A 17,711-nucleotide genomic window follows, 5' to 3' on the forward strand; every position below is an offset into this window, starting at 1 on the left:
TTCCTAGCTTTCTACAAATATAACTTCTATATTCTCTTTTACTAGATTTTCTACCCAAATCTCGTCTAACACAAAATTCTTTATTTTATTTACAACAATTGCTTTATCTAAATCTTTTTTCAAGTTTTTTACTAAGACCATTGCTTCAACTGACTTATTCAATCTTTCAACATACAGAGAATTCACTTTAATTAATATAACCCTTAATTCACACACATATAACTCTTCACTACCTAAAGTGATTTCATCATCATATTTATACACACTAAATTCATATACATTTTCATAAGGTGTTATATTTTCTATTCCTACATAGTCCATTTATTTATCCTCTTTTAGTTATAAGGCCTCTTATAACTTTCATGTTATTAAATACCTTTTCTAAGAAGTTTTCTGCTTCTTCATTATCTAAAAGATTTATTTCAAGGTTTTCATTTTCTATAATACCTTTAGATTTACAGTATTCTTTTGCTATTTCTATTAGTTCATTTTTTTTATCCATAGATAAATCGAACTCTTTATAGTCTATTATTATATATTGTTTGGTATCAGGTGATACACCATTATTATATCCTATTTCTATATGATAAATAACCGCATATATTTCTTCTCCATTGTACACAGGTACTGCTGGATTAGATTTTATAAAGTTCGTTGACACAGCAATTGCATTTCCTAAACTAAGACTCATTATTAATACCTCTTTCTCAACATTATACATATATTATACTATATATTCTTTATCTATGACTTAAAGCTTTTCATAATTAATTAAGATATTTTTAAATCTTTGTATCTTTTTCCTAACGTACTGGAACTTATATCGTATTTTTTTGATATTTGTACTTGAGTTATAGGTTGTCCTGCTTCTTTCTTAACATAATATTCAACAGCAGCTGCCCAACCATTTTCAGCTCCTTTTATATTTTCATGTTTTTTCTTATACTCATTCCAAAACTCTATACAGGCATCTATATTTTCTTTTTCTACATTTTCTTTAAGAGTATCTAAAACTTTGCACTCTACTTCAGCTAATTCATTTTCTGAATTAACTTTTGTTTTCTTCTTATCTCTTTCTCTCTTTAAGTATTCAGCTATACTTGGGTCTAAAAGCTGTTGTATATACTTGTATAGTATATGTGTATGATAGATTAAGAAAGTCTTCATATCTTTGTATAAGTCTTGATATTGATTAAATAAATTCATAACATCTTTTAAAATTATGTCTTTAACTTCATTTGATATACTTATAGTTACATCTATCAGTATGTTAGTTCCTTCAATATCAATAATTCTAGCTATCATACAACTTCCGCTTTTAAAACTTCTTAGAAGTTTTACATCTTCTGTGTAAAGTTCATTCCCACTTAGACAATCTTTTAATACTATTTTTCCAGAAGAAACTTCTTTTACTTCATAAATACTTACATATGATTCAAACAAACTTTTTAATATTGATACTTCTGATTGGCTTAAGTTTGCACCATTTTCTTCAAGAAACCCAACAGTCATGACCTTTTTATTTTCCATTATGTGGTCTTGTATTAAATAAGTATTAAAAAATCTTTCAAATTTTTCATTTACACTATCATTTTGCATTATATAAAACATTTCTTTAGCTTTTTCACATTCGTCTTTGAATCTATCCTGTCTTGAATAATCATATAACTTTGAATATAAATCTGTATATTGTTTTTGTGAAAGTTCAGTTTTTCTGCATGCTCTTTCTGAAACAATATCTTTATTTAAACAACATTTCTTGTATTTTTTGCCACTTCCACAAGGGCATAGCTCATTTCTCCCTAACAATATGACTTCCACTCCCTTATTATTAAATTAAAGTACAATTTGTTATTATACCATTTTTTTATTAATCAATCTATAGTATAAGTAAATATTCTCTTAAATTTACTTATATTTTGGTATAATATATTAACTTTAATTAGGATTTCGATAAAATCACTAACAATCCCTCTTGTAGAAATGAATTATCGTAAAACTAATTCCTCTATAAAATTTTATTAATTGATAATAGTTTTTTACTTTATCTATTCTTTTTTGTTATGTGACTCTAATTGTCATTTTACATTCAACAATATTGTCTTTTCCTCGTTTATCTCCATTAGAAATATTTTGGACGTCTAAATTACTCGTTTTTAATTTGTTAATTTCTACTTTTTCAAGTTTATTACTTAACTTCAAATTCTTCATTAAACCTTCAAGTTTCAATACATTTTCAAGTTCACCATTGACTTTTATTTCTAAATTAACTTGTTTTTTATTGCTATTATCCAAACCACTCTCTTGATTAATATATTCTATGTTCACTATGTCTCTCAGTTCATTTTCTACTAATAATACCATATCTTTATTTGTTTTTTTATCTAAAAATGAATTATTAAAATTACTTTTCAATTCTTCATTTTCATTTAATTCAACATTTTCTATATATTTATCATCTTTATAATTATTGTCCTTTATTTGATAATTATCTCGCTTATTTATTTTGTTTATTAAATTTTGTTTTTCTTTCTTCAAACTAGTTAAGTTTTTTTCTAGTGGACTTAATATTATATTAGTTGCTAATATAATAATTAATATGAACAATATTTTAAGTAGATTTTTTTCTCTATTATTTAATCTCAAAAATAATCACCCATCTAACTTTTTATTTTAAATTTGTAATATTCTCCATCTCTTACAATGCTGTCTATATGATAATATTTTATGTACTTTATTTTTCTTAGGTTATTTAAAACATCTAAATCATTACATACTCCTTCCACTTCCAGTTTATTTTTATCTATTTTTATTCTAGTAATATTATTTATTCCAACTGTTTCATATATTTTTTTTATTTCGTTAAATTTTATTTTAGAGAATTGCTCTCTATTCTCTTCAGTCATTGGTATAGCCTGTTTTGATTCTTTTATTGACGTATTTTGACTTATGTAATTTTTAAGTTCGCTTATAGAGTTTAAATATATAAACGATTTGAATATAACACACATTAAAATTAAGACTATTATTAGTTTATATACTTTATTAGATGATTTAGTTTCTTTTAATCCATTGAGAAAATTTATAGTTTTACAAGGCTTCATTTAAATAATCATTCCTATACTGCTTATATAATTTATACTGCTACCTTCTAAATCTCTATCATAATTATTTTCTACTTTTACTTTATCTTTTAATTTCAATGGACTTATTTCAATATACCTATCTGTATCTTTAAAGTATTCTTCAACAAAATAATTTTCTATTCCATAGTAATAAATGCACTTAAAACTACTTAATAGCTTCTTTACTGATTCATAAGATTTTATTTCTTTTGATAGTAAGTATGTTTCTTCTATTTTTTTATCTCTTGTTAGATTTATAATAAACTGATTTTTTTTACACTCTATAAATACTCCTTCTTCTAAAAAATCTTCTATCAAGTCTAAGTTTATGAGTTTTTGTAGTATATCAAAATTTATATTTATAGCCTTTGGGTTTAAGTTTAGATTTTCTGAAATGCTCTTAATTAATTTAATAATACTTTTTGGAAAAAGAATCACTTGTATATTCAATTTATCATGGCTAGAATTTATAACTTTGTATTTTATTGAATAGTTATTTATATTTATCGGAATGTATTGTGTTATTTCAAATTCAATCATATTTAATATGTCTCTTTTTTTCTTAGTATCTATAACTTCAATATTCCTAATAACTATATCTTGAATTTGAATATTAAAGTATACATTTTTATATGATATTTTTGATTTAGCTATCTCCTCTTTTACAAGTCTAACTACATCTTCTATGTATCTAATCCTCACAACCTCATTACTATCATTTTTTATATTAAAGTTAATCTCTTTTGTAACTGACTTATCTATAAAAATTTTTTTATGATTTTTTCTTAAAAATACAATCCTTATATAATCATCATTTATCTCTAAATTTAAAATTTTTTTAATTATAATCCTCTCCTTTAATTAAACTCTAAAATATATAGATATAAATACTACTTTGGATAGAATTGTTTAGAATTTATATTTACACTTATATCTGTACCACTATCATTTATAACAAGTTCAAATTTACCTGATGTACTTTGAGGAACTGGAACAGTATTTAAATATCCTTTTTCCTTTAAAGACTCTACACTTAGAGATTCTGCTATATTTTCATCATCATTAATAGCCATACTAGCTGCGGTTACTATATTTGCAGCATTTGTATAATCTGCATTTAGCTTAGCACTTTCTTGAACCTTGCTGTATTTAACTAATGCTATACTAGATATAGCACCTAAAATTGTTACTACTACAATCATTTCAACGAGTGTAAATCCTTTTCGTTTTTTATTTATCAATTAAATATTCTCTCCTTTTAAAAGTTTTCTCTAATAAAATTTATTTTTTATCCTAAAAACTAGTAACTGCATCGAACATTGGAATAACCATCGCCAAAATAAAAATTCCAATAATTAATCCCATAAAAATAATTAAAATAGGTTCTATAAATTTCATTATTTGTTCTATTTTATTATTTAATTCACTTTCATAAAATTTATTTATTACATCTAAACTTTTATCTAATTTTCCACTTTCTTCTCCTGTGTTTGCCATTGAAATAAATAATTTAGGAAAAATATTTGCTAGATTTAAGGACTTACCTATACCATTTCCCTTTTTTATATAATTATTAGAAATCTTTAGTCTTTCACAAATAAATTCATTATCTACAACACTTGCTGACATTTCTATAGCGTCCACAATTTGTATTCCACTACTAATTAAGATAGACAATGCTCTAGAAAATCTAGTTGTAGCTACCAACTGATTAATTCTTCTTATAAAAGGCACCTTAAATTTCAGAGAATTAATCAATCTTTTTATTTTATCATTTGTTATAAAAAAGTAAATAGTTACTATTAAAAATAATACAAAACTGAGCATCAGAAAACCTAGATTATTTGTAACTATTGCAGATATTACTATTAAGACTCTAGTTATTAAAGGTGGTTCAATTCCATTACTTGTAAAAATCACCTGAAAATTAGGTATTACAAATACCAATATAAATATCATTGATACGATAGATAATATTATAAGTATTATTGGATAGATTGAAATATTTATTATTTTCATTTTTAATTTGTGTTCTTTATCATAATAATTAGATAAATCATTCATTATTACATCTAGGTTTCCACTAGTTTCTCCTGCTCTTATCATGCTTATAAAAAATTTAGAAAATGTACCTGTTATCTGAAATGATTCTGCTATTGAATTACCTTTTTGGATGTGATTTGATACTATGTTAAGCAAATTTTTTACCTTTTTACTAGACTGCCCCTCAATGACTTCAAATATCTTCGTAATCTCACAACCAGATTCTAATAATATACCTATCTCTTTGCAAATTACTCTAACTTCTTTATCACTAATTCTATTTAATACTAAATAAAGCTTTTCTAAATTATAAAATATACTTTTAGATAATCTCATGTACTATAATTCCTTCCAAATTATATTAATTATAATTAAATAAACTTAATATTTTCTAATTTAATACATTTAACTTTTTCTCACTTAAGTATAATTTATACTCAAATACTTTAATTAAAGTAGATTAAATGAAGTCTAATTATTTAAATGAAAGTTAACTATACAATTAAATTAAATCATTTCATTTACTACTAAACATTCTTCTAATGTAGTAATTTTCTCATTTATTAATCTTTTACAACTATCTTCAAATGTTATCATTCCATTTTTTTGTGCAACATCTTTTATAGTACTAGAATCATCCATATTTCTTATACATGTCTTTATATCATCATTGACTTCTAATATTTCATAAATTGCCGTCCTTCCAAAATACCCTTTGTCATTACATCTCTCACAACCTACAGCTACTTTAGTATTTACATCTCCACTAAAATTATCTTTTATCATAATCTCATGACTGCAATGATTACAAACTTTTCTAACCAATTTTTGAGAGATAACACCTATAAGAGATGCATTCAAAAGATATGGTGGTATTTGCATTTCTAATAACCTAGCTATAGAAGACACTGCATCATTAGTGTGTAAAGTACTTATAACTAAATGACCTGTTATAGCTGCTCTTACTGCTATTTTAGCTGTTTCTGCATCTCTTATTTCTCCAACCATTATTATATCTGGGTCTTGTCTTAATATCGCTCTAAGACCCACATCAAAACTTAATCCTACTTTTGAATTCACTTGAATCTGACTTATACCATCCATCTTATACTCTACTGGATTTTCTATGGTCATTATATTTTTATTTATGCCTTTTAAATCATTTAATAAGGAATATACTGTTGTAGTTTTTCCGCTACCTGTAGGGCCTGTAACTAATAATATCCCTGCTCTTTTATTTATTATATTATTTATAGATTTTATTGCTTCATCTGAAAATCCAAGTTCTATCTTATCTTTTAAGAAAGTATCTCTATTAAGTATTCTTAAAACAATTTTTTCACCATAGACAGTTGGTATTGATGAAACCCTAATATCAATTAAGTTCCCACCTAACTTTACATCCACTCTACCATCTTGAGGAAGTCTTTTTTCCGTTATATCCATTGAGGCCTTTAATTTTACGACAGTAGATAATGATGGATATATATCAATTAAAAACTTTGATACTTCTTTTAGTTCTCCATCTACCCTCATTCTCACTATTAAATGCTCTTTAAATGGTTCTATATGTATATCACTTGCATTTTCTTTCATAGCCTTTTCTAAAAGATTTTCAAATAGTTTTTTTGCATAATCCTCATCAAGTTCAAAGTTATTGTAATATTTATCAATTTTCTCACTTATAAGTTCTCTTTTCTCTTTTTTCAATATAATTTCTTTCCCTGTAGCTAATCTTAAATCCTGTAGAGCGTATATATCTTCATCTTCTATTTCTACTACTAAATTATCATCTTGAAATTCTACTGGAAATACATTATATTTTTTTGCAAGTTTTTCTGGTATTAACATTGGCAAACTACTTTCCTCTAATATAATCTTAATCACCCTTTATATACTTTAATTTATTAGGTATATTCATTTTTTTCATAGAGATATTTTCTTCAGCTTTTATACTTACTTTCATTGGATAAGTAGTTTGTATACTATCTAAATATTTACTGCCTTTATCTACATAATTAGATAGTTTATCTTTATCCCCAATGCATTTTATTTCATAAGGTTGTGCTACAGGAACTCCATTTATATTTATGTGGCTTCCTGCAAGTACAACTTCTGAATACTGATTGATTCTTTGACCATTTATTTCTATGTATTTTCCTCCATTTACTTTTAATTCATTTATGACTTTTACAAGTATTTTATTATAGTCTATACTATTGGCTATATTCCCTGTTTTTTCATCTATAGCGTCTATATTTAATATTATTCCGCTACCTTTCACATCTGAATATGATAGGCTATCTCTAAGAGTTTCTATTTCTGAGATTTTTTCAGAATTTTTTTGATTTTTTTTCATTGAATTAATTTCTTCATCTAACTTGTCTTTTTCTTTTGTTAATTCCTTTATAGACTTTCTTGTCAATTTTATTTCTTTTCTTATTGACTTATCTTTACTTGTATAAACTGTTTGTTCATTACTATAATCTCTAAATATGGTTCCAACAAGTATACCTAAAATAGTACTTGCTAGTATTATAAACACATATTGTTTTTTCATACTGTATTGCTCCTTACAAATTTATTTTTATATGATAAGTTTATTTAATTAACCATTTAACATTTACATATGTTTATTATATCAAAGTTATATATTAAAATTCATCTTTAGTATATAATATCATACATTGAACTCCTATCACTAAATTACTAATATCAAGTATATATCCTTAAATCTTATTTACAAAATACGTGAACTTTCAATAAATATTTTTTTAATATTATTATAAAAGCATAACTTTAAAAAGGATATTCCATTATCACACCTTAACTCAAACTAAAGATATTGTAGCTAAGTAAGATATTTTTTGTAAAATTATTTCTAGAATATTAATTTTTTATATAACAATCTCTATTAATTAATAATTATTTCTTAATTGTATCAAAAACAGCAAACTGGCATAGCTTCAAAGCTACGCCAGTTTACTAAAAATCATCTTTTATAATTAATATCTAATTTAATATATATGTTCTTATACATTTTTCTCATATTTTAAAATTCTTTTAACTAGTTTGTCTCTTAACTTTCCAACTTCATCGAATCTCATGTTAGGAATATAGTAACTTTCTATAATATCATGCTTAGACTTAGCTCTCTTAAGATTTAACACTGCCCAACAAATTAAATCATCCAAAACTTTTTCATCAAATTTAATGTCTTCTTCATATTTAAGTAATTTTTCCCTATTTAAAAATTGATTTAAATTAATTGTCTCCTCTTCTTTAAAAGTTGTGCTTATAGTTATACCTATATCTAAGTCAGTTAATAATACAGTCTCAATTTTCTCAGGAATAAGTGGATAATGATAAACTTCTACATTTAAACCTTTTTCAATAGCTTTTTTATACACTTTATTTAATAGTGTAGTTTTCCCAGTTCCTATTTCTCCATCTAAATAATACACCTTATTTACATCTTTTAAAATGTTTTCTGTATAATCTAAACATCCTACAGGAGTTATGGCTGAACCAAATAAATGTTTTGCTTTTTTTAAATTCCCTGTGCTCTCAACTCCATCAAACAATTTTTTAATAAGTTCTTCTGTAACTAGATTCACTTTACCATAATCCATACAGTCAGAATACTTTTCCTCTATATCTCTAAAGATTGGTTCTGATGCTTTTAAAAACTTAAATGCTCTTTTAAATGCATTACTAATATCTTTATCGTATCCTGATATTTCTTGTCTGTTTTTTTCTAACTCTTCTGTATTCCAGTAATCACCTAAATTAATTATCTCGTCCAAAGCTCCTGGTAGCTTTGGGTCCATAGTGTGCGGAGCAGTTGCATCCATAAGTACCACGCCTAATTCCTTTATAACCACACCGTCCAATGAACTTGGGTCAGAAGGACAGTTATATAATTCGATATCATATCCTCTATTTAAAAATTCTTTATAAATTTTTTTCATAAGTGAGGATTTTCCTACTCCAGGTCCACCTTTTAAACAAAAAACTCTTTTTACATTTTCAGGAATTATATATTCAAAAAAAGAATATGAGCCTTGTGATGTGTTCCCACCTGGAAATGCCTTCTTTACCTTTCCTTCCATATTAGCGCCTCCTCATAATTTACAATATCTCTTAATTAAGATATTAATATTATACGAGTTTTGTTACAGCTTTATGCTTTTGATAAATCTAAAACTTATCATTCAATACCAATAACAAATTAATTTTATCTAATTATAGTAGATTTCCATACTATGTGATTTAACTTTTATATACTTTTATGTATGAATATAATTTCACTCTTTATACAGTAATATAGTTGTGTATTGTTTAAATCCAATTGTTTCCGTTGTAATTTTATGTTAAAATAATATTACAAAATACATCTGTTTTTCTTCAGAAACGGGTGAAATTCCCTATCGGCGGTAAAAGCCCGCGAGCCTTATGGCATAATTTGGTCAGATTCCAAAGCCGACAGTAAAATCTGGATGGTAGAAGAAAATAGTATATGAGTACCTTTATGTAATTTTGCATGAGTAATCTATACAACTCCTTCAACTACCGTATTTATTCATGAAATTAAACACATTCGAGGTACCTAAGATGTAGGTGCTTTTTTGTTGTTTATTTTATAACCATTCTGTACTTATAAAATCTATTATATAAAAGATTGGAGTGTTATCATGAAACAAAAATGGATAGTATTAATTATCATCTGTATTGGTGTATTTATGTCTACTCTTGATGGAAGTATACTAAATATCGCAAATCCTACAATCGCTACTGACTTTAAAATTAACATGTCACAAATTCAGTGGGTTGTAACAGCTTATATGCTTGTCGTAACAGCTACTATGTTATTTTTTGGAAAACTCGGTGATAAAGTAGGCTCAAATCGACTATACACGTTAGGATTTTTTGTATTCACAATAGGTTCTTTTCTGTGTAGTATATCACATAATTTATCAACATTAATTTCCTCAAGAATATTTCAAGCAGTTGGAGCAAGTATTTTAATGGCAACTGGACTTGGCATAGTTTCTAATGCATTTCCAGCAAATGAAAAAGGAAAGGCTATAGGAATCACTGGAGCTGTAGTTGGTATAGGAAATATGAGTGGTCCCGTAATTGGAGGGATACTTTTAGAACATTTCGGATGGCCTTCTATTTTTATTATCAATATACCTATTGGTATTGTAGCAGTCTTTCTTGGAATTAAATTTCTTCCTAGACCTGTTTTAGATGAACAAAATAATAGCTTTGATATTCCAGGTCTTCTACTATTTGCAACTTGTACTACACTTATATTACTTGCGATGAATGGAAAGGGAGATACAAGATTGTATCTAGGAATAGCATCACTTATAATATTCTTACTGTTGGCATTAAGAGAAGTAAAATTTGAACAAAGTTTTATTGACTTACCTCTATTTAAAAATAGAAATTTCACTGTAGGTAACATTATCGGAATAGCTTGTTATTTTCCTCAAATGGCAGTGTCTTTCCTACTTCCGTTTTATTTAGAGCAATTAAAAAATTTATCTCCTATGATGGCTGGTTCTGTAATGACTGTACATCCACTTATTATGGTACTTATAGCTCCTATTGCAGGTTCTCTTTCTGATAAACATGGTGCAAAGAATATTTTAACAGCATCTTTTTCATTTATGACTATTTCCCTTGTTGGAATGGCACTTTTAAAGGCAGATTCACCATTGTTCCTTCTAATTGCATGTTTAGTTATTTTTGGACTTGGACTAGGTGCTTTTAGTTCACCAAACAATAGTAGTATCCTTGCAGATGTCCCTCCACAAAAACAGGGATATGGAGGTAGCTTTCTTGCAACTGTTCGTAATTTATCATTTGCTCTTGGAACAGCATTTTTTAGTAGTTTCTTTGCACAAAGCCTTACATATAATCAAAATTTTAAAAGCCATACATCAGCTTATGTCACAGCTAGTAATCAATCTTATTGGATTGCAGCAGCAGTATGCTTTATAGGACTTATACTAACTATTTTCTTTATGAGAAAAACAGATAAATCTATTTCTTAAATAAAATTTATTGGTTATTTCATTAGTGAATAAATTTTTAAATATACTAATCTACATTAATTTATAGTAGTTTTGCTAAGTTTTATAATTTTTAACAATAAATTGCTAATATTTATTGCTTATAAACAACAAGGATGCCAAAAAATGACCATTAAAACCATTTTGAGGCATCCTATATTTTATTTTGATATTAATACAATTAAAACTAATCTAATCTTATATAGATTATCTAAACAAGTATTATGCCAACATTTGATATTTTAAATTTAATCTACTGTTATCTCATATCCATGTTGATTGTATTGATTTACAATTTCTTCCCATAGTTCTTCAACACCAGTCTTTTTTAATGAAGAAACAGGAATTACTTTTTCACTACTTTCCAGTTGTAATTTTTTTCTTATTATACTTATATGTTTTTGATATTGCCCTCTAGATATTTTATCTGCCTTAGTTGCAATAACTACACAGTTGTATCCAAAGTGTTTTATCCATTCATACATAAGCTTATCATCTGCTGTAGGCTCATGTCTAATATCTACAAGTAGAAGTATAGAACATAATTCTTGTCTACTTTCTAGATATCTTTCCATTATACCTCCCCATTTTTCTTTTTCAGACTTAGCTATCTTTGCATATCCATAGCCCGGAAGGTCCACAAAATAAAACTCATTATTTATTAGGTAAAAGTTTATAGTTCTAGTTTTTCCTGGTGTTTGACTAGTTCTAGCAAAGTTTCTTCTATTAAGCAATGTATTTATTATTGATGATTTTCCAACATTTGACCTACCAGCTAATGCTATCTCTGGAATTCCTTCTGCCGGATACTGTGATTTATTCACAGCACTCATAGTTATCTCTGAACTTCTAATTTTCATTCTTCTCACCACTCTTTAATAAAGCTTGTTCCAATACTTCATCCATGTGTTCTACGAGTACAAACTCCATTTTTTCTTTTACATTTTCTGGTATTTCATCTAAGTCAGCTTCACATTCTTTAGGAATTAAGACTTTTGTTATGCCAGCTCTGTGAGCTGCTAATAATTTTTCTTTAACTCCTCCTACTGCTAGGACTCTACCTCTTAAAGTTATCTCTCCTGTCATAGCTATATTGCCTGGAACAGGTCTTTTAGTAAGTGCTGAAATCACTGCAAGAGCCATAGTTATACCAGCTGATGGCCCATCTTTTGGAACAGCACCTTCTGGAATGTGTATATGGATATCATTTGTCTTATAAAAGTCTGGGTCTATATCAAACTTGTCCACTATTGACCTTATATAAGAGATAGCTGTCTTAGCAGATTCCTTCATAACATCCCCTAGTTTTCCAGTTAATACAATTTCTCCTTTACCTTTAAGTACATTTACTTCTACTTCAAGTGTAACTCCACCAACTGCTGTCCATGCAAGACCATTTACTAGTCCTATTTGAGGATTAACTTCTGCAAGTTGATACTTAAAGATGTCCTTTCCAAGATATGTCTCCAAATCAGACTTATTTACAACAACTTCTTCAAGAGTTGGGTCTTCAACATATTTTTTTGCAACTTTTCTACAAATTTTACCAATAGTTCTCTCTAGTGTTCTCACACCAGCTTCTCTTGTATAATGATTTATTATGCTTCTTAAAGTCTCATCATCCATTTTTATGAAGTTTTCTTTTAAAGCATGTTCTTTAATTTGTTTTGGAAGTAAGTATTTTTTTGCTATATTTAGTTTTTCTTCTTCTATATATCCAGATACTTCTATTACTTCCATTCTATCTAATAATGGTCTTGGTATATTACCTAAACTGTTTGCTGTTGTAACAAATAGTATTTTTGATAAATCAAAAGGTATTTCTAAGTAGTGGTCTACAAAATCCTTATTTTGCTCTGGGTCTAATACTTCTAGCATTGCTGAAGCTGGGTCACCTTTATAATCTGCTGCCATTTTATCTATCTCATCAAATAAAAATACAGGATTTTTTGTTTGTGCTTCTTTTACTCCATTGATTATTCTTCCTGGAATTGAACCTACATACGTTCTTCTATGACCTCTTATTTCTGCTTCATCTCTAACTCCACCTAAAGATATTCTTACAAACTTTCTATTCAATGCTCTAGCTATTGATTTTACTATAGATGTCTTTCCTGTTCCTGGAGGACCAACTAAACATATTATAGGACCTTTAAGTGATTTAGCAAGTGTTCTTATAGCTAGGTATTCTAATATTCTTTCTTTTACTTTCTCTAAGCCATAATGGTCTTCATCTAATATAGCATTTGCCTTATTTATATCCAGTTTATCTTTTGTCTCTTTATTCCATGGCAATGAAAAGATAGTATCCAAGTAGTTTCTACTTACAGATACATCTGGAGACATTGAAGATATCTTTGAAAATTTATCTATTTCTTTTTCTATCTTTTCCTTAGTTGTTTTAGGTGCTTTTATTTTCTTAAGCTTTTCTCTATATTCATCAGCTTCAGAATTTATATCTTCTTCTTCACCTAATTCTTTTTGTATTGCTTTTAATTGTTCTCTAAGATAATATTCTTTTTGAACTTTATTCATCTGTTTTTTAACTCTTAAAGTTATCTTTTTTTCTATTTTTAATATATCTATCTCTTCTAATAATATAGAATATATAAGTTCAAGTCTTTTCTTAATATCAAATTCTTCTAATATTTCTTGTTTTTGACTTGACTTTAGATATATATTTGCAGCTATTGTATCTATAAATCTATCGACATCTTCTATATCAGCCAAAGATATTAATATTTCTGGTGATACTCTGTTTCCAATATTTATATACTCTTCAAAGGCATCAAATACATTTCTTACAAATGCTTCAATTTCAACTTCTGTCTCACTATCTAGATTATCACTATCAAAAACTATTTCTTCTATTACTGCTTTGAAGTACCCTTCTTCTTGTTCTATTTGCTTTACTCTACCTCTTGATACACCTTCAACTAAAACACGAACTGTATCTCCTGGTAATTTTATCATTTGTTTAACTTTACAGATTGTTCCTACATGATAAAAATCATCTTCTCCTGGCTCATCGACTTCAGCTTCTTTTTGAGATGTTAAAAATATAAGTTCTTCCTCCATCATAGCTTGGTCTAAAGCCTTAAGAGATATCTCTCTTCCTATGTCAAAATTTAATATCATATATGGAAATATTGCTAATCCTCTTAGAGGAATTAATGGTAATTCATGATCTATTTTAGTATAATTTTGTTCCATCAACATTACTCCTTTTCTAGTCTAATTATTTTGCTTTTAATATTATATATTCGAATAGGTTAACTTTCAACATTAATGATAAATTCTTAGCATATTATATTATTATTTTATTATGATATAATATTAATATTAGTATACTTAGATGTTATTTATCTTTTGGAGGTTTCTATTATGTTGAAATTGTTTTTAACCTTTTTAAAAATCGGTGCGTTTACATTTGGTGGTGGATACGCTATGGTTCCTCTTATACAAGATGAACTTGTAAACAAACAAAAACTTTTAGAGCAGGAAGAATTTATTGATTTTCTATCCATAGCTCAAAGTTACCCTGGAGTGCTGGCAGTTAATATATCTGTATTATTAGGATATAAACTTTATGGTATACCAGGAGTTCTTATATGTACCTTAGGCTCTGCTTTACCATCATTTTGTATAGTCTTAGTTTTATCATATCTATATTTTAAAAATTCATCATCTAAAATTTTAGATGGATTTTTCAAGGGAGTTGCCCCTGTTGTAATAGCTCTTATATTGTATTCTTTTACGAGCATGTTTAAGAAACTGCCAAAGTCTAGAACTAACATACTACTATTAATTATAGCAGTTTTATCTGTTGGTGTATTCAATATAAGCCCTATTTATTTAATAATTGGAGGAGGTGTATATAGTCTATGTCAGAAATAACACTACTCTTCTTAATATTCCTTAAAATAGGAGCCTTTAGTTTTGGTGGTGGGTATGCTATGCTACCATTTATTCAACAAGAATTTATATCTAAATACCACCTAATAACTAATCAAGAATTCTTAGATTTACTTGCTATATCACAATCTACACCAGGTCCTGTAGCAATAAATAGTGCTACATTCGTAGGATTTAAGACTGCAGGTTTCTTTGGTTCTCTATCTGCAACTATTGGTGTAACGATTTTTGCGTTAATAGGTCTAACTATTATATCAAAGTTATTTTCTAAGTTCAAAAACAATAAAAAAGTAGAAAACTTATTGATGGTTCTTAGACCAATTACTTTGGGATTCATATTATCAGCAGCTTTTTCATCTGCCAAAGAGGTTAATTGGGACTTATATGGAATAATTGCATTTATAGCTTCATTTTATCTTTTATATAAAGGAAAAATTGGTTCTATTGCAATTGTATTCGTCTTTGGTATTCTAGGTATATTACTCTCATTTTTATAATGTAATATCTAGTTTTATATTAAGCATATTAACATAAAAAAAGGAGCCTTTAAAGCTCCTTTTCATCATCTTATGCACTTTCCTCTTGATCCTTAAGTACTATGATAGGATTTACTGAGTCTTCGTTCACAGATTTCTCTGTTACTATAACCTTCTTTATATTATCTCTAGATGGTACTTCAAACATAGTCTCCATCATTACGCTTTCAACTATACTTCTAAGCCCTCTAGCTCCTGTATTTCTTTCTATAGCCTTTTTAGCTATTGCACGAAGCGCACCATCTTCAAATTCTAGCTCAACATCATCCAACTCTAATAGTTTTTTATATTGTTTTACTAGAGCATTTTTAGGTTCTTGTAATATCTGCATTAATGCGTCTTCATCCAGCAATTCTAAAGTAGCTAAAACTGGTATTCTTCCTATAAATTCAGGTATTATACCATATTTTAATAAATCCTCTGGAAGTACTTTTTCATATAACTTCCCTAAATCTAATTCTTTTTTACTTTCTATCTTAGCTCCAAAACCTAGTGTTTTATCTCCACCACGTTTTTGGATTATTTTTTCTAATCCATCAAAAGCTCCTCCTAATATAAATAATACATTAGTAGTATCTATCTTTAGGAATTCTTGATGAGGATGTTTTCTTCCGCCTTGTGGTGGAACATTTGCAACAGTACCTTCTAATATTTTTAGAAGGGCTTGTTGAACACCTTCACCACTTACATCTCTAGTTATAGATGGATTTTCAGATTTTCTTGCAATCTTATCTATCTCATCTATATATATTATACCTCTTTCAGCTTTTTCTATATCAAAATCAGCAGCTTGAATAAGTTTTAGAAGTATATTTTCAACATCTTCTCCAACATATCCAGCTTCAGTCAATGATGTAGCATCAGCCATTGCAAAAGGTACATTAAGAGTTCTTGCTAGAGTTTGAGCAAGTAATGTTTTTCCAGAACCAGTAGGTCCTAATAAAAGTATATTACTCTTTTGAATTTCTATATCCTTGTTACTAGATTTTTTACTGTATATTCTCTTGTAATGATTATAAACTGCAACGGATAAAGCTTTTTTAGCTTTTTCTTGACCTATTACATAATCATTTAGAATTTCCATCATTTCCTTTGGCTTTGGTAATGATGTAGTATCTTCATCTATAGTATCTTCTATCTCTTCTTGAATAATTTCGTCACAAAGTTCAACACACTCGTCACAAATGTATACATTTGGACCTGCAATTAATCTTCTTACTTGATCTTGATTTTTACCGCAGAATGAACACTTTAATTGTCGTTTTTCTTCATATTTAGACATATTAACACCTCTCTCTATCTACGGTCTCTTTGTAAATACTTCATCTATTAAACCATATTCTTTGGCTTCTATTGCACTCATGAAGTTATCACGTTCAGTATCCATTTTTATTTTCTCTAATGGCTGACCAGTTCTTTCAGATAATATCTCATTTAGAGTTTCTTTTATTTTTAAAATTCTTTTTGCATGAATTTCTATATCTGTTGCTTGACCTTGAGCTCCACCTAATGGCTGATGTATCATTATTTCACTATTTGGTAGTGCTAGTCTTTTTCCTTTTGCTCCTGCTGCCAACAAGAATGCTCCCATAGAAGCAGCCATACCTATACATATAGTGCTTACATCTGGTTTGATGTATTGCATAGTATCATATATAGCCATTCCAGAAGTTATACTTCCTCCTGGAGAATTTATATATAAATGTATATCTTTGTCTGGGTCTTCAGCTTCTAAAAATAATAGCTGTGCTACTATAAGCCCTGCTGTGGCATCGTTAACTTGATCTCCTAAGAAGATTATTCTGTCTTTTAATAGTCTAGAAAAAATATCATATGATCTTTCTCCTCTTCCTGTTTGTTCAACAACTACAGGTACTAATGCCATGGTTTCATACCCCCTTTATTCTATATAATTTACAGTAGCTTTTTTTGAGCTACTGTAAATTATTATACGCATTTAACTAAATTATATTTGCACATCATTATATACTAAACATTCTATAACGTCA

The 17,711-nt window shown here is 27.6% G+C and carries 18 protein-coding genes and 1 riboswitch; of the genes, 3 read left to right on the plus strand and 15 right to left on the minus strand.

Translation table 11 applies throughout. The features are described from left to right. Positions 1-3: 3 nt before the first annotated feature. From ACTG45_RS17910 to ACTG45_RS17960, 11 genes are all read right to left on the minus strand, one after another. On the minus strand, positions 4-321 hold the full coding sequence (locus ACTG45_RS17910) for a hypothetical protein (protein WP_021386273.1): 318 nt from the start codon (positions 319-321) through the stop codon (positions 4-6). A gap of 4 nt (positions 322-325) precedes the next feature. Further along, positions 326-691 (minus strand): hypothetical protein, encoded by a 366-nt coding sequence (locus tag ACTG45_RS17915; RefSeq protein ID WP_021386207.1) that lies wholly within the window; start codon positions 689-691, stop codon positions 326-328. An 80-nt stretch (positions 692-771) separates the two neighbouring features. Then, positions 772-1,809, minus strand: coding sequence for a YecA family protein (locus tag ACTG45_RS17920; protein WP_021386268.1), 1,038 nt, complete (start codon positions 1,807-1,809; stop codon positions 772-774). A gap of 252 nt (positions 1,810-2,061) precedes the next feature. Next, positions 2,062-2,646, minus strand: coding sequence for a hypothetical protein (locus ACTG45_RS17925; RefSeq protein WP_479919516.1), 585 nt, complete (start codon positions 2,644-2,646; stop codon positions 2,062-2,064). 14 nt (positions 2,647-2,660) lie between these two features. Then, positions 2,661-3,104, minus strand: coding sequence for a hypothetical protein (locus ACTG45_RS17930; protein ID WP_479919517.1), 444 nt, complete (start codon positions 3,102-3,104; stop codon positions 2,661-2,663). Continuing rightward, positions 3,105-3,827: a pilus assembly protein PilM gene (locus ACTG45_RS17935; RefSeq protein ID WP_479919518.1), complete on the minus strand. Its 723-nt coding sequence runs from the start codon at positions 3,825-3,827 to the stop codon at positions 3,105-3,107. A 188-nt stretch (positions 3,828-4,015) separates the two neighbouring features. Further along, positions 4,016-4,366, minus strand: a complete 351-nt coding sequence (locus tag ACTG45_RS17940; RefSeq protein WP_479919519.1) for a type II secretion system protein — start codon at positions 4,364-4,366, stop codon at positions 4,016-4,018. Between the two features lie 52 nt (positions 4,367-4,418). Continuing rightward, positions 4,419-5,504: a type II secretion system F family protein gene (locus ACTG45_RS17945; protein WP_479919520.1), complete on the minus strand. Its 1,086-nt coding sequence runs from the start codon at positions 5,502-5,504 to the stop codon at positions 4,419-4,421. A 171-nt stretch (positions 5,505-5,675) separates the two neighbouring features. Further along, positions 5,676-7,055: a GspE/PulE family protein gene (locus ACTG45_RS17950; RefSeq protein WP_479919521.1), complete on the minus strand. Its 1,380-nt coding sequence runs from the start codon at positions 7,053-7,055 to the stop codon at positions 5,676-5,678. After that, entirely contained in the window at positions 7,048-7,728 is a 681-nt protein-coding gene (locus ACTG45_RS17955; protein WP_479919522.1) for a DUF881 domain-containing protein, read from the minus strand. Before ACTG45_RS17955 ends, ACTG45_RS17950 begins: the two co-directional genes overlap by 8 nt. 472 nt (positions 7,729-8,200) lie before the next feature. Beyond that, entirely contained in the window at positions 8,201-9,280 is a 1,080-nt protein-coding gene (locus tag ACTG45_RS17960; RefSeq protein WP_479917633.1) for an ATP-binding protein, read from the minus strand. Positions 9,281-9,567: 287 nt separating this feature from the next. After that, positions 9,568-9,683, plus strand: a riboswitch (FMN riboswitch). A gap of 179 nt (positions 9,684-9,862) precedes the next feature. On the opposite strand from ACTG45_RS17960, the gene ACTG45_RS17965 reads away from it, so the two are divergent. After that, entirely contained in the window at positions 9,863-11,233 is a 1,371-nt protein-coding gene (locus ACTG45_RS17965; protein WP_479917634.1) for an MFS transporter, read from the plus strand. Positions 11,234-11,499: 266 nt separating this feature from the next. Here ACTG45_RS17965 and yihA read toward each other — a convergent pair whose 3' ends face one another. Continuing rightward, positions 11,500-12,111, minus strand: a complete 612-nt coding sequence (gene yihA, locus ACTG45_RS17970) for a ribosome biogenesis GTP-binding protein YihA/YsxC (protein ID WP_021386255.1) — start codon at positions 12,109-12,111, stop codon at positions 11,500-11,502. Beyond that, positions 12,101-14,464, minus strand: coding sequence for an endopeptidase La (gene lon / locus ACTG45_RS17975; RefSeq protein WP_479919523.1), 2,364 nt, complete (start codon positions 14,462-14,464; stop codon positions 12,101-12,103). The genes yihA and lon overlap by 11 nt, the downstream gene beginning before the upstream one ends. Before the next feature lie 171 nt (positions 14,465-14,635). On the opposite strand from lon, the gene ACTG45_RS17980 reads away from it, so the two are divergent. Next, positions 14,636-15,148, plus strand: coding sequence for a chromate transporter (locus ACTG45_RS17980; protein ID WP_021386213.1), 513 nt, complete (start codon positions 14,636-14,638; stop codon positions 15,146-15,148). Further along, positions 15,136-15,663: a chromate transporter gene (locus tag ACTG45_RS17985; protein WP_021386259.1), complete on the plus strand. Its 528-nt coding sequence runs from the start codon at positions 15,136-15,138 to the stop codon at positions 15,661-15,663. The genes ACTG45_RS17980 and ACTG45_RS17985 overlap by 13 nt, the downstream gene beginning before the upstream one ends. A 70-nt stretch (positions 15,664-15,733) precedes the next feature. Here the strand turns inward: ACTG45_RS17985 and clpX are convergent, their stop codons facing one another. Continuing rightward, positions 15,734-16,984 carry an ATP-dependent Clp protease ATP-binding subunit ClpX gene (clpX, locus tag ACTG45_RS17990; protein WP_021386241.1) on the minus strand — a complete coding sequence of 417 codons (1,251 nt, stop codon included), beginning with the start codon at positions 16,982-16,984 and terminating at the stop codon, positions 15,734-15,736. 18 nt (positions 16,985-17,002) lie between these two features. After that, positions 17,003-17,587, minus strand: a complete 585-nt coding sequence (gene clpP, locus ACTG45_RS17995) for an ATP-dependent Clp endopeptidase proteolytic subunit ClpP (RefSeq protein ID WP_021386274.1) — start codon at positions 17,585-17,587, stop codon at positions 17,003-17,005. Positions 17,588-17,711: the final 124 nt, after the last annotated feature.

The organism is Clostridioides sp. LIBA-7602 (genome assembly GCF_056688945.1).